Raw genomic sequence first — 15,861 nt, 5'->3', positions numbered from 1 at the left:
AGCACGCAGATTGCAGGGCTAAGGTCGATCGTACCCTAGCTCTCCCAGTTTGCACCTCAGCTGCGGTTAGCTAGGGTTTTCGCGTTCTGTCTTCCTCAAACCCATAAAAGGAAAACAGAACCGATGTTTGAATATCTCGAACCCGACGCCAGCGGCGCGTCGAACATTCCGCCGTCTCCATCTGCAAGACCCCAACCCCGCCCTGAGCGGGTGCGCCATCTGCTCTACGGCAGTTTGGCGGGCATCGATCGCACCATCAAAATCCTCCATGCCTACGGCTACGCCGACCCCAACGACTGGAGCGACCCCATCCCCGTGCCGCCCAACAGCGGTGCAGCGAGCGCAGCCTCCCCAGATGGGATGACGTGGATGGTTATTCTGACGAAAACCCTCCTGATTGAGTAAGAGGACGTTCGAAAAGTCCTGTTTCTCTTAGCAAAAGTGGAGATCCCCCCTGCCCCCTTGAAAAGGGGGGATCTTAGATTCCTTATGCCTCTGGCTCTACCCCCAGCGCTTTTAGCTGCTCGGCTAGGCGATCGCCCCGTTCTTGGGCCTGTTGAGCTGCTGCTTGGGCCGCAGCAGCGGCTTCCTCTGGGGTAGGCACCAGCTCACCCGAGGAGTGAAAGTAGCGCAGTGTCTCGTTTTGAACACCCAGAAATAGGCCCAAAACCTCGCTCCATCGCTGACCGGCTGCGTTGGGGGCGATCGCATCATAGTGCTGCCCCACCAGTCGGTAGCCCTCAAACTCCAGCGTCTCTGGCGAAAACCAAAAATACTCTGGGGTTCTAAACCGATCTTGATAGAGCACCTTTTTGAGGCTGCGATCGGTTTTTGCTGTGGCCGGAGACAGTAGTTCAATAATGAGATCGGGGTACTGCCCGCCTTCTTCCCACACTACCCATGATTTGCGAGGCCGTCTTTCAGTCTGATTGATTAGGAAGAAATCCGGACCTCTAAAATCGCGATTTTTGAGCTGTTCGCGGCTGAAGTAGATAGTGAGGTTTGCGCCAATGAAAAAGTCGGTGCGATCGCGCCATAGCCACTCCAAACAGGCCACCAGCAGCGCCAGTTGAGCGTAGTGCAGTGAACTTTCCATTTCTGGCTCATTGCTCTCTAGCTGGGTCGCATCTGGCATGAGATCGGCCAGCTGTTGCGCGGTCATCACCATTACCCATCATCCTTAGCAACCGGTATCCCCATTGTAAGCTCAGCCCTGAGCAACAACCCCAAGCGTTCCATCACTGCAAGGAACGCCCAGGTTCAAAGACGCCCTTACAGGCTACACATTGAGCACCGTGAGTTGGCTCAGCAAGGGGTCAATCAGGGTTTGGTGCTTGTTGGCTAGCAGCTGCTCCATGTAATTGGTCAACCGCTGGCCCTGCTCCAGGTTTGGCACGTAGATCTGGCCGTTGGGCTGGGTAAACAGCGGCGTGGTGGACAGGGTGACTAGGTCGTCGCTGGTGGGCACCAGCATTGAGGAGCTACTGGTGGTGCTCGGTAACAGACCGGGCGGCAGGCGACCTTCCAGCAGCGCCATCAGGTGGGCCTGGCAGGCTTCCACATTCAGCCCCCGCTCCTTCAGCAGGTGCAAAATGCCGTTGAGGGGCATGGGCTGCTCGGGTAGGGCGCGCAGCACCTCCATCATCAAGAACATGTCGCTGTACTGGTGGCGGGTGAGGTCGAGCACCTGGGGGTATCGCACCAGGTTGACCAGCCCGTAGGTGACCCGGCTACAGCTGGGGGGGCGATCGCTGTGGTATGTATCCTGCACGATGGTGGCGTTAGGAAACTTTTGCCGCAGCCAGCGGGCGATCTTTGGCAACGAGGCGCTGCCGCCGGTACAAATTACCTGGTTAATGCCCTGGGTGTTGAGCCCCGCCTCGCTCAGCAGCCGGTTGACATGGCCGTTGATGCGCTGAATGTAGGGCAAAATGATCCGGTCTTCGAGGTCTTTGCTGCGCACCACCCAGCGCTGGTCGGCCAGCTCTAGCTCAAACTGGGGCTGGTGCTGAAGAATTATCTTCAGGTGTCGCGCCGCTTCTAGCGCGCTCTGCCCCAGCAGAGAGGCTTCTAGCCGCTGGTAGAGGCGCTGACGACGGGCCGTATCGGGCTCGGCGGGGCGGGGCATTTCGCAACCGTCGAGGTCGAGATCGCTCCAGTGGGTGCCGTCTAGCTCGGGCATGGCGGCCTGCCAGCCCCAGCCGGTGGAGTTTGGCGATCGCCCAGAACCCTCGGCAGGGCGGCTCTGGCGACGTTCGGCGGGGTGCAGCAGGTGGCAGATAATGTCGAGGTCAATGGCGTCGCCCGCGTAGCTCATGGAGTGCAGGGCAAAGTCGCCGTAGGCCAGGTCGCCCAGGGCGCGGGGCAGATTGACAATGCCCACCTCAGTGACGCTGGCCCCGGCGGAGAGCACCACCGTGCCCCCGGTCCAGGGGCAGGCGTAGAGGGTCTGCTGCTGCATGGGCTGGCCGTTGTCTTCGGGCAGCGGCGTCGAGGGGTCGGGCAGGCCAGAGAGGACTGCCGCGATCGCATCTTCCACAAAATAGATATCGTCGGGGTTGGCGGTGAGGCCCGCCCCCAGCACCGCCTCTCGCAGGTTAAAGGTGTAGGTGTCGGGCCAGTTGGCGGGGTAGCTGACGACAACCCCGTTGAGGACTTGCAGCGCCCGGGCGATCGCCTCAGCATCGAGGCCCACAGCACCCACGGTAAAGGCAGCCTCCGGGGTCAGCCCCACCGGCAGGGTGGCCAGCAGCCGCGCCAGGCTCTCTTGAAACACGGGCAGGGGAATGCGATCGCGATCGGACCACTGCACCTGAGGCTCTGGGCCGTCTGAGCCGGTGGAGGGAATGCCCAGTTTGAGATAGGGCTTTAGGGCCTTGAGCAACACCGCCCCCTGATCGGCAGCATCGCCGTCGCCCCAGCTGACGGTCAGGGCCGACGACCCCACCGACTGCACCTGGTAACCTTCGTCGGTAGCCTCGACGGAGGCCAGCGTCGGCAGCCGAAAGAACTTGTCGGCAGTTACCCCAGAGATGGCGTTATCGACCCAGTAGAGCGGGTAGACCTGCCCACCCCGACGCTCCAGCAGCACTGCCGACAGCCCCGTGGTGCCCACATCCAAACCCAAAAACCACAGGGGAGTGGGCTCAGAGGGCGTGGGCTCAGCATCCTCTGGCGGGCCTGGGATAACGACATCAACTGGCTCACTGTCTAGATCGTCAGGAATCTCAGACTCGAAACTTTCGGATACAAGCGCTGGGGACTCTAGGGTGCCAGGAGCTGGCACCTCGGGTGCAAACGTCGCGGGCTCTGCTGGGGGTTCGACTACCGGGGCAACGAAGTTATGGGGGGTGTCGGCCAGGGCAGTCTCTGATTCAAAGCCAGCTTCCGCCAGTAATAGATCAAGCTCTGGGAAGTCTTCCTGGGCAGCCTCTGGTTCTGGGATTTCTGGTTCTGGAGTCGCTACCTCTGCTACCTCTAGGCTGTCTGGCTCTGGGGCGATCGCCCCCAGATCAACCCCGCCAACCCCAGGCTCAGCGGTCTCGGCCTCCAGGTCGTCAAAGCCTATGGAATCGGTAGCTACAGGCTCAACGACAATATCTTCTACCTCTTCAATGGGCTCATCGCCAAAGGTTTCGTCTGTGAATTCCCCCAGGGTGGGTTCTGAAGCTTGAGACCAACGCTCGTCTGCTGCCGGGGTCGGCCCAAGGAGATCGCCCAAGTCGCCGAGGCCCGCGTCTGCCAAAATCTCTAAAACATCTTCGTCCTGAGCCGGGCTAGAGTCTCCTAGCCATTCTTCTACGGAGAAACCCTGGTCAGCGCCGGTTTTAGCAGCCTCGGGCAGAGCCGTGGCGTCTGGCTCAAGGCTTAGGTCGCCCTCTGCCGGTGCATTTTCGAGGGGAAAGAGGGGTTCAGGCTCTGCGATCGCCTCACCGTTATCCAGAGTATCCAGATCCAAATCTCCAAGATTTAGATTCTCCAAATCCGGGCGCTCCGGCTCCAGAGGCTCAAGCTCTAGATTGAGATCTAGGTTCAGATCTAAACTCGGTTCAGAGGAAATTGGGGCAATAGGTTCTCCCAGCAGCGCATCGAGGTTGATGAAGTCGATCATGGTCTCCATCGACTCCGCTGTCTCGGCTGCCGCCGCTTGAATAGAATCGACAGGTTCCTCTAGGGGCACCTCCGACGGTTCCTCTGGGGTCAGCTCTAGCCTTTCGCCAGTGCTTGCCCCGGCGGCATCCAGAATATTGTCGAGGCTGATCTCTCGCTGCCAGTCGGTGGTGGTCTCTGTCGGGGGCGCGGCAGGCTCAGAGTTCGCTGACGAATCGCCCAGATCAGTCAGATCATCTAGACTCGGCTCCAGGGCACCGGGAGACTCTGACTCAGGCTCATCATCCAGGGTCAGATTTAGGTCGTCTAGGGTAATAGAGAGATCCGGTGCAGCAGCATCCAGCGTCGGCGCAGCGGACAATCCCCAGGTTTCTAGGGTGAGCGCCGGTTCCGTATCCAGAACATTGTCGAGGCCAGTTTCTCGCTGCCAGTCGGTGGTGGCCTCGACCGGGGGAGTGGCAGGCTCAGAGTCCGCCGACGAACCGCCTAGGTCTGTTAGATCATCCAGGCTGGGTTCTAGGGTGCCAGGAGCGTCTGGCCCCGGCTCGTCATCTAGAGACAGATTTAGGTCGTCTAGAGTAATGGAGAGATCCAGCGCGGCAGGCGGTGGCGCAGCGGATGATCCCGAGGTTTCTAGGGTGAGCGCTGGCTCCGCTGGCGGCGAGTCTGTGGTTGCAGAGCGGTCGGACGCCTCGTTCCCCGAATTGAGCTCGTCTAGGGTGAAACGTTCGGCGATCGACGGCTCGGTAGAGGGCAAATCTGGAAACAAATCGCCCATAGACTCGCCCGGCGGCGAGTCGGGCTGGCGCGCAGAATCGAGCGGGCCACTAAGGCCAGCGCCTAGATCGAGATCGGCCAGGGTAAAGTCGGCGGTGGACGCCGCCGGGGCATCTGGGCCAGGGGTTTCGCCAAACCCAGCCGCAGCTAGGTCGTCCAGGGTCTCCCCCGGTTTGGGGTCTGGGGCCAGAGGGGTCAAGGGGTCGAGGGTCAGCTCTCCTAGCAGATTTTCGAGGGTGAGGGAGGGGCCGGTGGCTCCGGTGTTAGGAGCCGACGGTGCGGGGGCGGACTGATCGGGGGACGGGGGAGATAGCTCGGTAAGATCGTCTAGGGTCAACCCTGACTCACCTAGGGCAGGTTCTTCAGGCTCCAAACTCAAATTGAGTTCTGACAGAATAGATGCCAGGGAATCATCGGGCGCGGAAGCTGCTGGGGCTGTTTCCATCGCCCCAAACAAATCGCTAGATTCGGGCCGGGTTGCTTCGCCAAATAGGTCAATTGTGGGCTCCTCACGGGCGATCGCTGGTGTACTGGGCTCGGCAAATAAATCGAGACCGGCTGCCGTTGGCTCAGCGTCGTCTAGGGTGAGTTCTGAAACATCAAACAGATTTAAGCCCCCCTCTGAGGGAATGGCTGCCTCTGGCGCGGGCTCGTCAAACAGATCGATACCAGTGTCTTCTACCGCAGGCGCATCCAGCCCAGAAGAGGGCTGATCGAACCGATCAATTCCTGAGCTCTCTGGGATAGAAGCCTCAGCAACGGGCTGTGGCTGACCCAGTAAATCGATGCTGAGGTCAGTTACGGCAAGGTCATCCAGGCTAGACGACGGCTGCTCGAATAGATCAACCCCTGCCATTTCTGCGGCAGGCTCATCTACGGCAGAAGACGACTGATTAACCGGATCTATCTCTAGCTGATCTAGGGTGAGGTCGGCCAAAGCTGAGTCGCTGAACAGATCGATGCTGGGCACGTCTTCAGCAAAACCCGGCTCTGGTTCTGAATCGGAAAGTTCCAGGCGATCGAGGCTCGACCAGTCTGGGGCGGGCTCTGGGGCAAGTGGCTCTGACGGAGTCGCTGGCTCAGGCAAGGCGATCTCTAAATTATTGAGCACCACCTGATCCAGGGCCGGGGTAGGCGGAGGGGGAGCGTCTGCGCCAAATAAGCTGAGGGTCTGAGCCAGCTCGGCAGCAGCAGGCTCGCGGCCAAACAGGTCGAGGCTGGGTCGCTCTGGCATTGAAGCTTCAGTGAGGCCGCTAACCGGGGCAGCGGGTGGTGTGCTGCCGGAATCGGGTTCTTGGTCAGAGACGCGATCGCGGCCAACAGCAGCGTCGGCGTCGGCATCGCCAGGCGGCTCGGGAAGCGCCTCGGCAGGCGGGTTGAACAATTCTGAAGCAGCGGCCAGATCAAGGTCTACGTTTGCCAGCGACGGGTTTTCAGCGGCCATCACTGTTTCTAAGTTCTCCAGGTCTTCCTGAAGCTGATCGACCATGACATCATCCATCGCCAGGTCGTAGGTGCCGATCGCGGGCAAGGCGTCTTGGGCCAGCAGATCTTCTTCAGCAGAGGCGGCCATAAACCCACCCAACAGGTCTTCGCCGTCGCTCCCGGCGGTCTCTGGGTCGCCCGCTTCGCCAGGGCCAGCGGGCAGCAATTCGTCGAAGGATGCTATGGCGGTGGGGAGGTCGAGCCCATCACCGGGTAGGGTACCTAGACTGAGGCCGGAGCCTTCTCCCAGCAGACTGCTGAGGTCATTGCTGGTGACTTCGGGGCTGGTGTCAGCCTCAGCAGCCTCGACAGCTTGGGTGAGTAGGGTCAGCTCGTCGAGGCGGGGCAGATCGTCGGTCGGGGCCAGTTCGGGGGTGTTAGGGAATGCGATCGCCCCCTCAGTCACCTGATCTACCACCCGATCCGCCTCTAAAAAGTCATCGACGGCATCCGCAGGGACGGCGTCACCCGCAGCGATCGCGGAGTCCGCCAAAAAACCACTGCCAAATAGGCTTTGGTAGAGATCATCAAGGGCTGACTCAGCCTCTACCCCAGCCACCGTTACGTCGGTAATGGGCTCAGCGGCTCCGTCGGGCAGCGACACCGCCGGGGATGGGTCAGGGGCAGCGGTGTCAAGGCTATTGAGCAATTGCAGGTCGAGGAGTGAGGCATCACCGGTCTCAGCAGACTCTAGATCGGCATCCAGATTGGCATCGAGCTGAAGTTCGGTAATTTCATCTTCAATTTGCAGCAGGGTGAGTTCGTCGTCGTCTAGCTCGTCAAAGCCAATATCTAGAGCCTCCAAGGCCAAATCGGCCTCTAGATCAGCCGACAGGTCACCGACCTCAGCAAAGGCATTCCCGCCTAGCGTCTCAGGGGTGGATGTCTCGGGGCGGGTCTGGGGCAATTCGCGGCGCTGACCTTGCTCTAGATAGGCCAGGGTCTCGGCATTAATTTGCTGGCCCAGGTGGTTGACCAAGGCGCTAAACATCAGCTCGCCCTGCTGACCCAGGGTGTGCATCTGGTTGAGCCCCTGGTTGAGGGAGTCTTGGTAGCTGTAGATGCTCTGTTGCAGCGTGTCAAACACCGATCGCATCGACTGATCGAGCCCCAGCATGAGCTGGTCAGACTGGGCTTGCAGCTGCTTGAGAAACTCCAGCCGCTGCATTGGGGTAAGTCCAGGGGCGTCGCCATCAGCAAACCCCTGGGGCGATTGCAGCAGTCCGTAGGCAGTAGCGGTGGCCGACTCCAGCCGCTGCACCGACTGGTTCACCTGGGCGCTGAGGCGGGCCTCAAGCTGCTGGGTCATCTGCTGCAGGGCCGCCTCCCAGCTGGGGGGCAGCTGGTGAAGGTTGGAGCCCTGGTCTACCTGCGCCCGCTGCTGCTGAAGCTGCTGCACCTCTTGCAGCAGTAGCTCGCGCTGCTGCCGCAGGGTCGCCACTTCGTTGCGCAGCGGGTCGAGAATTTGCATGGTCTGCCCGCGCAGGTACTGCATTTCTTGCAGCAGCGCCTTGAGCACCTGGCTAGAGGCAACGGCGGTGGGGTCGTTGGGCAGCCCAGGCGCAGCCAGGGCATCAGGCGATGCCTTCACCTCGGCTAAGCAGGCCCGCGCTCGGGCCAGCAGCTGGCGCTGATTGGCATCATTTGACATCACCCAGGGCAGCCGTGGCGGAGCTTCCTCCAAGATTGAGTCAATTTCGGCTACCAGAGCTTCCAGTTCGTCCTGCTGCACGGCTACCCCTTGTGTTTACCTTGTACCCCAGCGATTGCCAAAGTGTATGTCAGGCGACTCTAAAAATCACGTCAGACCGTACCTTAGCGCCGCTGATTTCAACGGATGCGCCTCTACCCTGCGTCCCTAGAATGGCCCGTTCAAGACACCTCTGCTGGAGTCGCCCTGGGGCGATTCCCCTTTGGAGAGACTGCGCCAGCGCCCTTCTGGGTCGGTCTTTGACCATCGCCCTGGTCGAGTAGTGGGGGAATGATATAGTGCTAGGACTTTGGATTCCGCCGCTAGGCCACCAGGGGAAAATTCTACCCCTAGCCTGGGATAGGATGGGTTGAAGCGATTTAATATCACTAACTTAAACAAAAAAATTAATGTTGGGGTGATAAATGGATGCCCGCTACAACCCTAGAGATACGGACGCCGATCTCAAACTAATTCGTTCGGCGCTGCTATTTCAGGATCTGCCAGAGGAGGCTGTAGCCGAAGCCACCAGCCACGTGGTCTCCCGTCGCCACCCGGCCAACCAGGTGATCTTGCTCGAAAACGACTGGGGCAGCTCGGTCTACTTCATCTTGGAAGGCTGGGTTAAGATTCGCACCTACAACCTCGACGGCAAAGAAGTCACCCTCAACATTCTGGGCCGGGGCGAGCTGTTCGGCGAAATGGCCCCCCTCGAAGAGGTGCCCCGCTCCACCGACGTGATTACCCTGGTGCCTACTGTTATTGGCAGCATGCCCGCCAGCGATTTCGTCAAGCTGCTCAATACACAGCCTTTAGCGGGTATTCGCCTGTCGCAGCTAATGGCGCGACGGCTACGGCAGGTCAACCGTCGCCTGCGGCTGCGCGAGTCGGACAGCACTTCGCGGGTGGCCGACATCATTCTCTTTTTGGCCGATGGGCAGGGGCAGCGCAGCGCCAGCGGCATCGAAATTCCCAACCTGCCCCACCGGGAGTTGAGCAGCCTCAGCGGCCTGGCCCGGGAGACGGTGACCCGCGTACTGAGTAAGCTAGAGAAGAAAGGGCTAATTGTGCGGGATAAAGACCTGATGAACATTCCCGACATCAATGCCCTAGAACGTCTGCTGGTTTAGCCATTCATGAGTCACCCCCCTGACCCCGCCCCCGGGGCTAAGTTTGTGCCCCCGGTTGACGACGCTGCGAGCGATTTCGATGGGCTAGACACCTACCTGGAGTACCGCGCCGCAGAGGTCGAGCCCGACGCGCCCGATCTGTCGCACCGGCTGAAGTCTGGCCCGCTGGCGATGGTTGAAACCGCCTTTCTGGCCAGTACTGCCGCGCTGATCTGGCTGGTGAACACCTATTTTCCGCCGGGGCCAATTTTGCGGCTGCTATTTCCGCTACCGATGGCCCTGGTGTATTTGCGCTGGGGGCCACGGGCGGCGTGGATGTCGGCGCTGGTGGCGGGGCTGCTGCTGTCGGTGCTGATGGGGCCACCCCGCAGCCTGCTGTTTCTGATGCCCTACGCGCTGCTGGGGGTGCAGCTGGGCTTTTTGTGGGTGCGGCGGGCCAACTGGTATGTGTCGATCGCCCTGGGGTCACTACTGGGGTCGGTGGGCTTTTTCTTTCGGCTGTGGCTGTCGTCGCTGCTGGTGGGCGAAGACCTGTGGGTGTATCTGACCACCCAGGTTACCCAAATGCTCAACTGGGGCCTGGAGCGCCTGGTGGGACTGGGCGTGCTGGATGTGGGCGTGCTGGGCCAGGCCAACGTGGAAGCCGTGCAGATCTTGGCCCTGGTGTCGGTGCTGGCCAGCAACGTGGTGTATCTATTTACGGTGCATTTGGCGGCCTGGCTGCTACTGGGACGGCTGGGGGCAAAGATTCCAGAGCCGCCGGGGTGGGTGCAGGACTTGTTGAAAGAGTAGGGGATTGGAGGGAGTTTCGTTCGCGAAGCATCTCCGAAGGAGAAATTTTGAATTAAGGGCTGGGGAGATGGGGAAGTTGAGGAAGTAGGGGAGTGGGGGAGGCGTAGGGTGGGCACTGCCCACCAACAAATGGAGTTGCCAAACCAGCTTTAATACTTACCCAATCCCGATCGCTTCTGTATCAGCCCTGGGCCTTATATGTCTCCGATCAAAATCTACACCCAGCGTCAGCAAGGCCAAGCTTGGCTAGAACGAGTGCGGGGGTTGCGGCCAGGGCTGGTGTTGACGCTGGGGTTTACGGAGACGGGGCTGGTGGATGGGATTTCGGCGGCGGGGGCAACACCGGACGATCGCCGCTACACCGCTTTAGCCGACGCCGAGTTTATAGTCAACGGCTTTACGCCCGCGCCAAAGTACACCCTGCCGCCGCTTCAGGCCGGGGCGTCCCCAGCGCTAATTTCCAAGGCCGTCATTGCAGGCCAGGGAATTCCCCTCGTCGTTCTCAATGCTGGTTTGCCGCTGCCGCCGACTGTGCCCCATGTAGATCTCGGAGGAAAGCCTGCTCAATGCCTGAGTACTGGGGCGGCTTTGCCGTTGGATGTGGTGCATCACCTCTGGCGGCAGGGGTTAGATCAAGGGGAATTGTTGGGAGCTGAAAGCGACTACTTGCTGCTGGCGGAGTGTGTGGTAGGGGGCACGACTACGGCCCTGGGAATTCTCACTGGGCTGGGGCTGGATGCGGTGGAGCGGGTAAATAGCAGCCATCCGACCTGTAACCATGGTCAGAAGCAGGCGTTAGTTGTCCAGGGATTGTCTCACGCTGGATTGCCAGACCGGCCCCATCCCCTGGCGGTGGTGGCGGCGGTGGGTGACCCGATGCAGTCGGTGGTGGCGGGAATGGCGATCGCGGCCAGTCGCACCCGGCCCGTGCTGCTGGCGGGGGGCACGCAAATGCTGGCGGTCTACGCGCTGATGGTGGCGATGGCAGCGGCGGAAGGCTGTGCCTGGAATCCGCAAAACGTGGTGGTGGGCACCACGCGCTGGGTGGCGGAAGATGCTACCGGAGATACGGTGGGGCTGGCGGAGCTGACGGGGGCCTGTTTGCTGGCGACGCAGCTGAGCTTTGCAGAGTCGCGGTTTGAGGCGCTGCGGGCCTACGAGCGGGGGTTTGTGAAGGAGGGATTGGGGGCGGGGGGGTGTGCGATCGCCGCCACCCTCTACCAAAACTGGGGACAGCCAGAGCTACTGACCGCCATCGAAGCGCTGCTAGAGCAAAAAGCCCAGGTTGAAATGGGTTAGGTAATCTGCTGCCGAACCCATTGGCGCAGGGCTTTGATGATGGCATTGTCGTCTTGGCCGGGGGCAAGCTGTAGAAACTGCATCAGCATTTGCGATCGCACCTGGGGAAAGGTGGGGCTGACGGCACATTCTACGTACTGGCCCTCTACCCACTGATAAAACACCAGGCCTCGCCGCTGGGTATACCGCCACACCTCGGGAATTTGTAGCTGTTGGTAGATCGCAAACCGTCGCTGGGACGAGCTTGTGATATCTACTTCTACCGCTAGATCGGGCGGCGGGCCGTTGCGGAGATCAAGCTCCAGAGTGCTGATTTGGTCGGCGTTTTGAATGTAGTAGCAGGAGTCGGGCTCCACCCCTTGCTCCAGGTCTGCTCGTTCTAGCGTGGTGGAGCCGTAGGCTTTGATTTTGAGGTCGAGTTCCTCGGTCAGAGCGGTGATGATGCGATCGAGCAGCCGATTTAGCACTTCGTGGAGGTCAGAGGGCATGATGATTTCGAGGATGCCGCGATCGTAGGCCAGCCGCGAGGCGCGGTGGTCGCCCATGTCGTGTAGCAGAGCCTGGTAGGTAGGCCACGACACGCCTTCGAGGGTGATGTGCTGGCTTTGGGATTGCAGCAGGGTAGCCATCGTGCAATCTCTATCAGTTTTTTTAACTGTAGCGAAGTTGAGTATGAGTCAGCATCAGATTGGCCGCAAATAGGCGTGGCCCCAGCCGATAATCGGTTGAGGCCACGCCTTAAATCCTCGCAGACCTTGGCACTGAGACTAGGCGAGGTCGTAGCGATCGAGGTTCATCACCTTGTCCCAGGCCGCCACAAAGTCGTGGACAAACTTCGGCTGTGAGTCCGAAGCGCCGTAGACTTCTGCCAGGGCGCGGAGCTGTGAATTAGAGCCGAAGATCAGGTCAACGCGAGTCGCAGTCCACTTTTGGGCACCGGTTTTGCGATCGCTGCCCTTAAACTCAACCTCATCCTCAGAGGTCGCCTTCCAGGTCGTGCCCAGGTCGAGCAGGTTGACGAAGAAGTCATTGGTCAGGGTTTCGGGGCGATCGGTAAAGACGCCGTGCTTAGACCCGCCAAAGTTGGCCCCGAGGACGCGCAGGCCGCCCACCAGCGCCGTCATCTGCGGGGCCGATAGAGACAACAACTGCGCCCGATCGATCAGCAGCTCTTCGAGCGATTCGCTGTGCTTGCCGCTGCTGTAGTTGCGGAACCCGTCGGCGGTCGGCTCTAGGGGCTCAAAGGCTTCCACATCAGTTTTCTCTTGGGTGGCATCAGTGCGCCCCGGCGTGAAGGGCACCGTCACGTTGTGACCGGCATTTTTCGCCGCTTGCTCAACGCCTGCACAGCCGCCCAGCACGATCAGGTCGGCGAGGGAAACTCGCTTGTTGCCCGACTGGGAGTTGTTGAATTCCTGCTGGATGCCTTCCAGGGTTTGCAGCACTGTGGCCAGTTGCGCTGGCTGGTTGACTTCCCAATCCTTTTGCGGTGCCAGGCGAAGGCGCGCCCCGTTCGCCCCGCCGCGCATGTCGGAGCAGCGGAACGTGGAAGCCGACGCCCAGGCGGTAGAAACCAGTTGGGAGACCGACGGCCCCGAGGCCAAGATCTTGGCTTTGAGCGCGGTAGCATCCTGCTCATCGATCAGATCGTGATCGACGGGGGGGACGGGATCTTGCCAGAGGAACTCTTCCTGGGGCACCTCGGGGCCGAGGTAGCGCGATCGCGGCCCCATATCGCGGTGGGTCAGCTTAAACCAGGCCTTAGCAAACTGCTCGGCCAACTCATCCGGGTTGTCGTGGTAACGCCGTGCGATCGGGTTGTAGATCGGGTCGATCTTCATGGACATATCCGCCGTGGTCATCATCGGGGCATGCCGTTTCGACGGATCGTGGGCGTCGGGAACGGTCCCTGCGCCCGCATCGCCCTTGGGCTTCCACTGCCATGCGCCAGCGGGGCTCTTGGTCAGCTCCCAGTCATATTTAAACAGGGTTTCAAGATAGCTGTTGTCCCACTGAGTTGGCGTAGGAGTCCATGCGCCTTCGATGCCGCTGGTGATGGCATCGACGCCCACCCCGGAGTTAAAGGTGCTCTTCCAGCCTAGGCCCTGATCCATAATGGTGGCCCCCCCCGGCGACTCCCCGAGGTGGGTTTCCTCACCCGCCCCGTGACATTTGCCAAAGGTATGTCCACCGGCAGTGAGGGCAACGGTCTCCTCGTCGTTCATTGCCATTCGCTTAAAGGTCTCGCGAATGTCGCGCCCTGAGCCCAGGGGGTCAGGCTCGCCGTCTGGCCCCTGGGGGTTGACGTAGATCAGGCCCATCTGCACGGCAGCAAGGGGATTTAGCAGCTCGCGATCGCCCTCATAGCGCTCATTGCCGAGCCATTCTTTCTCAGAACCCCAGTAGATATCGACCTCCGGCTCCCACACGTCCACGCGCCCGCCAGCAAAGCCCAGCGTCTTGAAGCCCATCGACTCCAGGGCGCAGTTGCCCGTGAAAACCATCAGGTCGGCCCAGGAAATTTTGTTGCCGTATTTCTGCTTGATGGGCCACAGCAGCATGCGCGCCTTGTCGAGGTTGGCATTGTCGGGCCAGCTATTGAGCGGCTCAAACCGCTGACTCCCCGACCCCGCACCACCACGACCGTCGCCAATGCGGTAGGTGCCAGCACTGTGCCACGCCATACGAATAAAAAGCGGCCCATAGTGGCCGTAGTCGGCGGGCCACCAGTCTTGCGACGTGGTCATCAGCTCGAAGATATCTGCCCTCAAGGCAGCCAAGTCAAGGCTTTTGAACGCCTCAGCATAGTTGAACGACTCATCCATAGGATTGGACTTGGATGAGTGCTGATGGAGCATGTTGAGATTCAAAGAATCCGGCCACCAGTCGCGGTTCGAAGTCCCAAGCCGAGTCTGAGGGCCACCCAAAACAGGGCATTTGCTGGTGCTACTGCTCCCATTGGGTGCCGTAGACTGGGGCGTGCTGGTCTCAATATTTTCCGTGCTGCTTGATCCCAGCACCGATGATATGGCCCGCCAGATTTCCATTAGCTTGCTACTCATGGGGAACGGGCAGTTCATTTGGCTATTGGTCATAATTCTTTTCCTGATTATGGTTTAGGTGTGTTTGTTTCGTTTCTGCGTGACTGCTTTTCCTCAGGCAGAAAGCATCGCCCGCCACATCTGCATCTGCACAGAAGTCTGCTCCGGTTGCCTTGCCTCTGGGTTGATGTAGCTCAGCATGGTCTCGGCATTAGAAACAACGGGCATGGCCTCAAAACCATCTGGTTCTACAAACATTTTTTCGATTACTCCGTCTTTCACCAGCATGGAATAGCGCCGCGAGCGGTACCCCATACCTTTGTCAGAAAGGTTTACCAGCATCCCCATAGCGCGGGTAAAGTCACCCGCCACATCGGGGATAAAGCGCACTTGGTCGGCCCCTTCGTCGTGGGCCCAGGTCGCTAGCAGAAACGGATCGTTGACTGAAATACAGAGAATTTCATCAACGCCATTGGATCGAAATGTCTCGGCATACTCGTTGTAGGCTAACAGTTGAATCGGCGAATGCGGACAGGTAAATGCTCCTGGCACCGCAAACACCACCACCGTTCTATCTTCAAAAAGATCTGCCGTCGAAAGATCGTACCAACCCGCCTTTGAAAACAGCCGAAATGTTATATCGGGGATATACTGTCCCCCATAGTGGAACAGCATTGGCCCAGCTCCTTACTCGCATTCAACATCAGTTAGACGCTTCCTAACTACAAAATTGATGAGTAGAGACTCTAGCCCTAGCTTAAGGATCTGGCCCCACTCCTTCTAGTAAAGCTACAAAAATCATTAACTTTCTATAGCTTGCGCCATAGTCAAACCCGTTCTTTGAGCCACCTTGGCAAGTCTGGAGGGTGCCAGACATGAATCATTGAGTTTAAATACTCAGACATTTGCATTGACATAAAGCCGTACTCATTACGAGTTTGCATATCGTCAGCCTAAGTCAATCAAGCTTGTCCGTGGAAGCCAAAATAAGATTGTTTTGCAACACTTAATATCTCTACAAAATGTAATCTGTCTGCCCTTGGGTGCCGGGTGAATGCGGGTTAAGTTCTCTACCCGCATCCACCCGGCAAGGGCTTTGACTCACCCAAAATCATTCTAGGAGGACGGTTTTGGTCATGATGACCATCCATTGGGTCGGTGGGGCGATCGCTTTCGCCTCTGGAAATTCTGCGCTAGCCGCTCCGCTTGGGGGTACGGGGATGGGATCGCTCCAGTCGTTGGGGTCGGCGTAGCCGAGGGTGTGGAGGATTTTGATGGTGCGGTCTATGCCGTAGAGCATGTGGCGCACTTTCTCGGGGGTTAGGGGTCGGGTGCCTTTGCTGTTCCCACTGGGCGGCAGCGGTAAGGACCCGGCCTCGGGGTTGTTATTGGCGTCTGGTTCGAGATATTCAAACATCGGTTCTGTTTTCCTTTTTTGGTTGAGGAAGACAGAACGCGAAAACCCTAGCCACCCGCAGTTGAAGTGCAAACTGGAGTGACTAGGGTACGATCTCCCTAGCCTCGCAATCTGCTTCGG

The 15,861-nt window shown here is 59.5% G+C and carries 10 protein-coding genes; 4 read left to right on the top strand and 6 right to left on the bottom strand.

Features of this window, described 5'->3' with window-relative positions:
* Positions 1-123: 123 nt before the first annotated feature.
* Positions 124-405 (top strand): hypothetical protein, encoded by a 282-nt coding sequence (locus VB780_RS13880; protein WP_323351756.1) that lies wholly within the window; start codon positions 124-126, stop codon positions 403-405.
* A gap of 82 nt (positions 406-487) precedes the next feature.
* On the opposite strand, the gene VB780_RS13875 is transcribed toward VB780_RS13880, so the two are convergent.
* Together VB780_RS13875 and VB780_RS13870 are read right to left on the bottom strand one after the other, a co-directional pair.
* A complete protein-coding gene (locus VB780_RS13875; RefSeq protein ID WP_323351755.1) occupies positions 488-1,162 on the bottom strand; it encodes a Uma2 family endonuclease in 675 nt (224 codons plus the stop codon).
* A gap of 117 nt (positions 1,163-1,279) precedes the next feature.
* Positions 1,280-8,104: a hypothetical protein gene (locus VB780_RS13870; protein ID WP_323351754.1), complete on the bottom strand. Its 6,825-nt coding sequence runs from the start codon at positions 8,102-8,104 to the stop codon at positions 1,280-1,282.
* A gap of 383 nt (positions 8,105-8,487) precedes the next feature.
* Here VB780_RS13870 and VB780_RS13865 point away from each other — a divergent pair, with 383 nt between their 5' ends.
* The 3 genes from VB780_RS13865 (at position 8,488) to cobT (ending at position 11,283) form a co-directional block, all read left to right on the top strand.
* The gene (locus tag VB780_RS13865) at positions 8,488-9,192 is read left to right on the top strand and encodes a Crp/Fnr family transcriptional regulator (RefSeq protein ID WP_323351753.1); all 705 of its coding nucleotides are present in this window, start codon (positions 8,488-8,490) and stop codon (positions 9,190-9,192) included.
* A 6-nt stretch (positions 9,193-9,198) separates the two neighbouring features.
* Positions 9,199-9,984, top strand: a complete 786-nt coding sequence (locus VB780_RS13860) for a DUF2232 domain-containing protein (protein WP_323351752.1) — start codon at positions 9,199-9,201, stop codon at positions 9,982-9,984.
* A 198-nt stretch (positions 9,985-10,182) separates the two neighbouring features.
* Complete coding sequence (gene cobT, locus VB780_RS13855) at positions 10,183-11,283, top strand: nicotinate mononucleotide-dependent phosphoribosyltransferase CobT (RefSeq protein WP_323351751.1); 1,101 nt, start codon at positions 10,183-10,185, stop codon at positions 11,281-11,283.
* Here the strand turns inward: cobT and VB780_RS13850 are convergent.
* From VB780_RS13850 to VB780_RS13835, 4 genes are all read right to left on the bottom strand, one after another.
* A complete protein-coding gene (locus VB780_RS13850) occupies positions 11,280-11,912 on the bottom strand; it encodes a Uma2 family endonuclease (protein ID WP_323351750.1) in 633 nt (210 codons plus the stop codon). The genes cobT and VB780_RS13850 overlap by 4 nt on opposite strands.
* Positions 11,913-12,050: 138 nt before the next feature.
* Complete coding sequence (katG, locus tag VB780_RS13845) at positions 12,051-14,303, bottom strand: catalase/peroxidase HPI (RefSeq protein WP_323351757.1); 2,253 nt, start codon at positions 14,301-14,303, stop codon at positions 12,051-12,053.
* 135 nt (positions 14,304-14,438) lie between these two features.
* Positions 14,439-14,999 (bottom strand): peroxiredoxin, encoded by a 561-nt coding sequence (locus VB780_RS13840; protein WP_323351749.1) that lies wholly within the window; start codon positions 14,997-14,999, stop codon positions 14,439-14,441.
* A 436-nt stretch (positions 15,000-15,435) separates the two neighbouring features.
* The gene (locus tag VB780_RS13835) at positions 15,436-15,741 is read right to left on the bottom strand and encodes a hypothetical protein (RefSeq protein WP_323351748.1); all 306 of its coding nucleotides are present in this window, start codon (positions 15,739-15,741) and stop codon (positions 15,436-15,438) included.
* Between the last annotated feature and the right edge of the window lie 120 nt (positions 15,742-15,861).

It is taken from the genome of Leptolyngbya sp. CCNP1308 (genome assembly GCF_034932455.1).
In the GTDB taxonomy this organism is placed as follows: Bacteria; Cyanobacteriota; Cyanobacteriia; order Phormidesmidales; family Phormidesmidaceae; genus Nodosilinea.
Note: the sequence above shows the minus strand (reverse complement) of the source record. Positions and strands in the feature narration are given on the sequence as shown.

Coding starts and splice junctions, on each gene's coding strand:
- VB780_RS13880 (WP_323351756.1), top strand. CDS start 124: ATGTTTGAATATCTCGAACCCGACGCCAGCGGCGCGTCGAACATTCCG.
- VB780_RS13875 (WP_323351755.1), bottom strand. CDS start 1,162: ATGACCGCGCAACAGCTGGCCGATCTCATGCCAGATGCGACCCAGCTA.
- VB780_RS13865 (WP_323351753.1), top strand. CDS start 8,488: ATGGATGCCCGCTACAACCCTAGAGATACGGACGCCGATCTCAAACTA.
- VB780_RS13860 (WP_323351752.1), top strand. CDS start 9,199: ATGAGTCACCCCCCTGACCCCGCCCCCGGGGCTAAGTTTGTGCCCCCG.
- cobT (WP_323351751.1), top strand. CDS start 10,183: ATGTCTCCGATCAAAATCTACACCCAGCGTCAGCAAGGCCAAGCTTGG.
- VB780_RS13850 (WP_323351750.1), bottom strand. CDS start 11,912: ATGGCTACCCTGCTGCAATCCCAAAGCCAGCACATCACCCTCGAAGGC.
- VB780_RS13840 (WP_323351749.1), bottom strand. CDS start 14,999: ATGCTGTTCCACTATGGGGGACAGTATATCCCCGATATAACATTTCGG.
- VB780_RS13835 (WP_323351748.1), bottom strand. CDS start 15,741: ATGTTTGAATATCTCGAACCAGACGCCAATAACAACCCCGAGGCCGGG.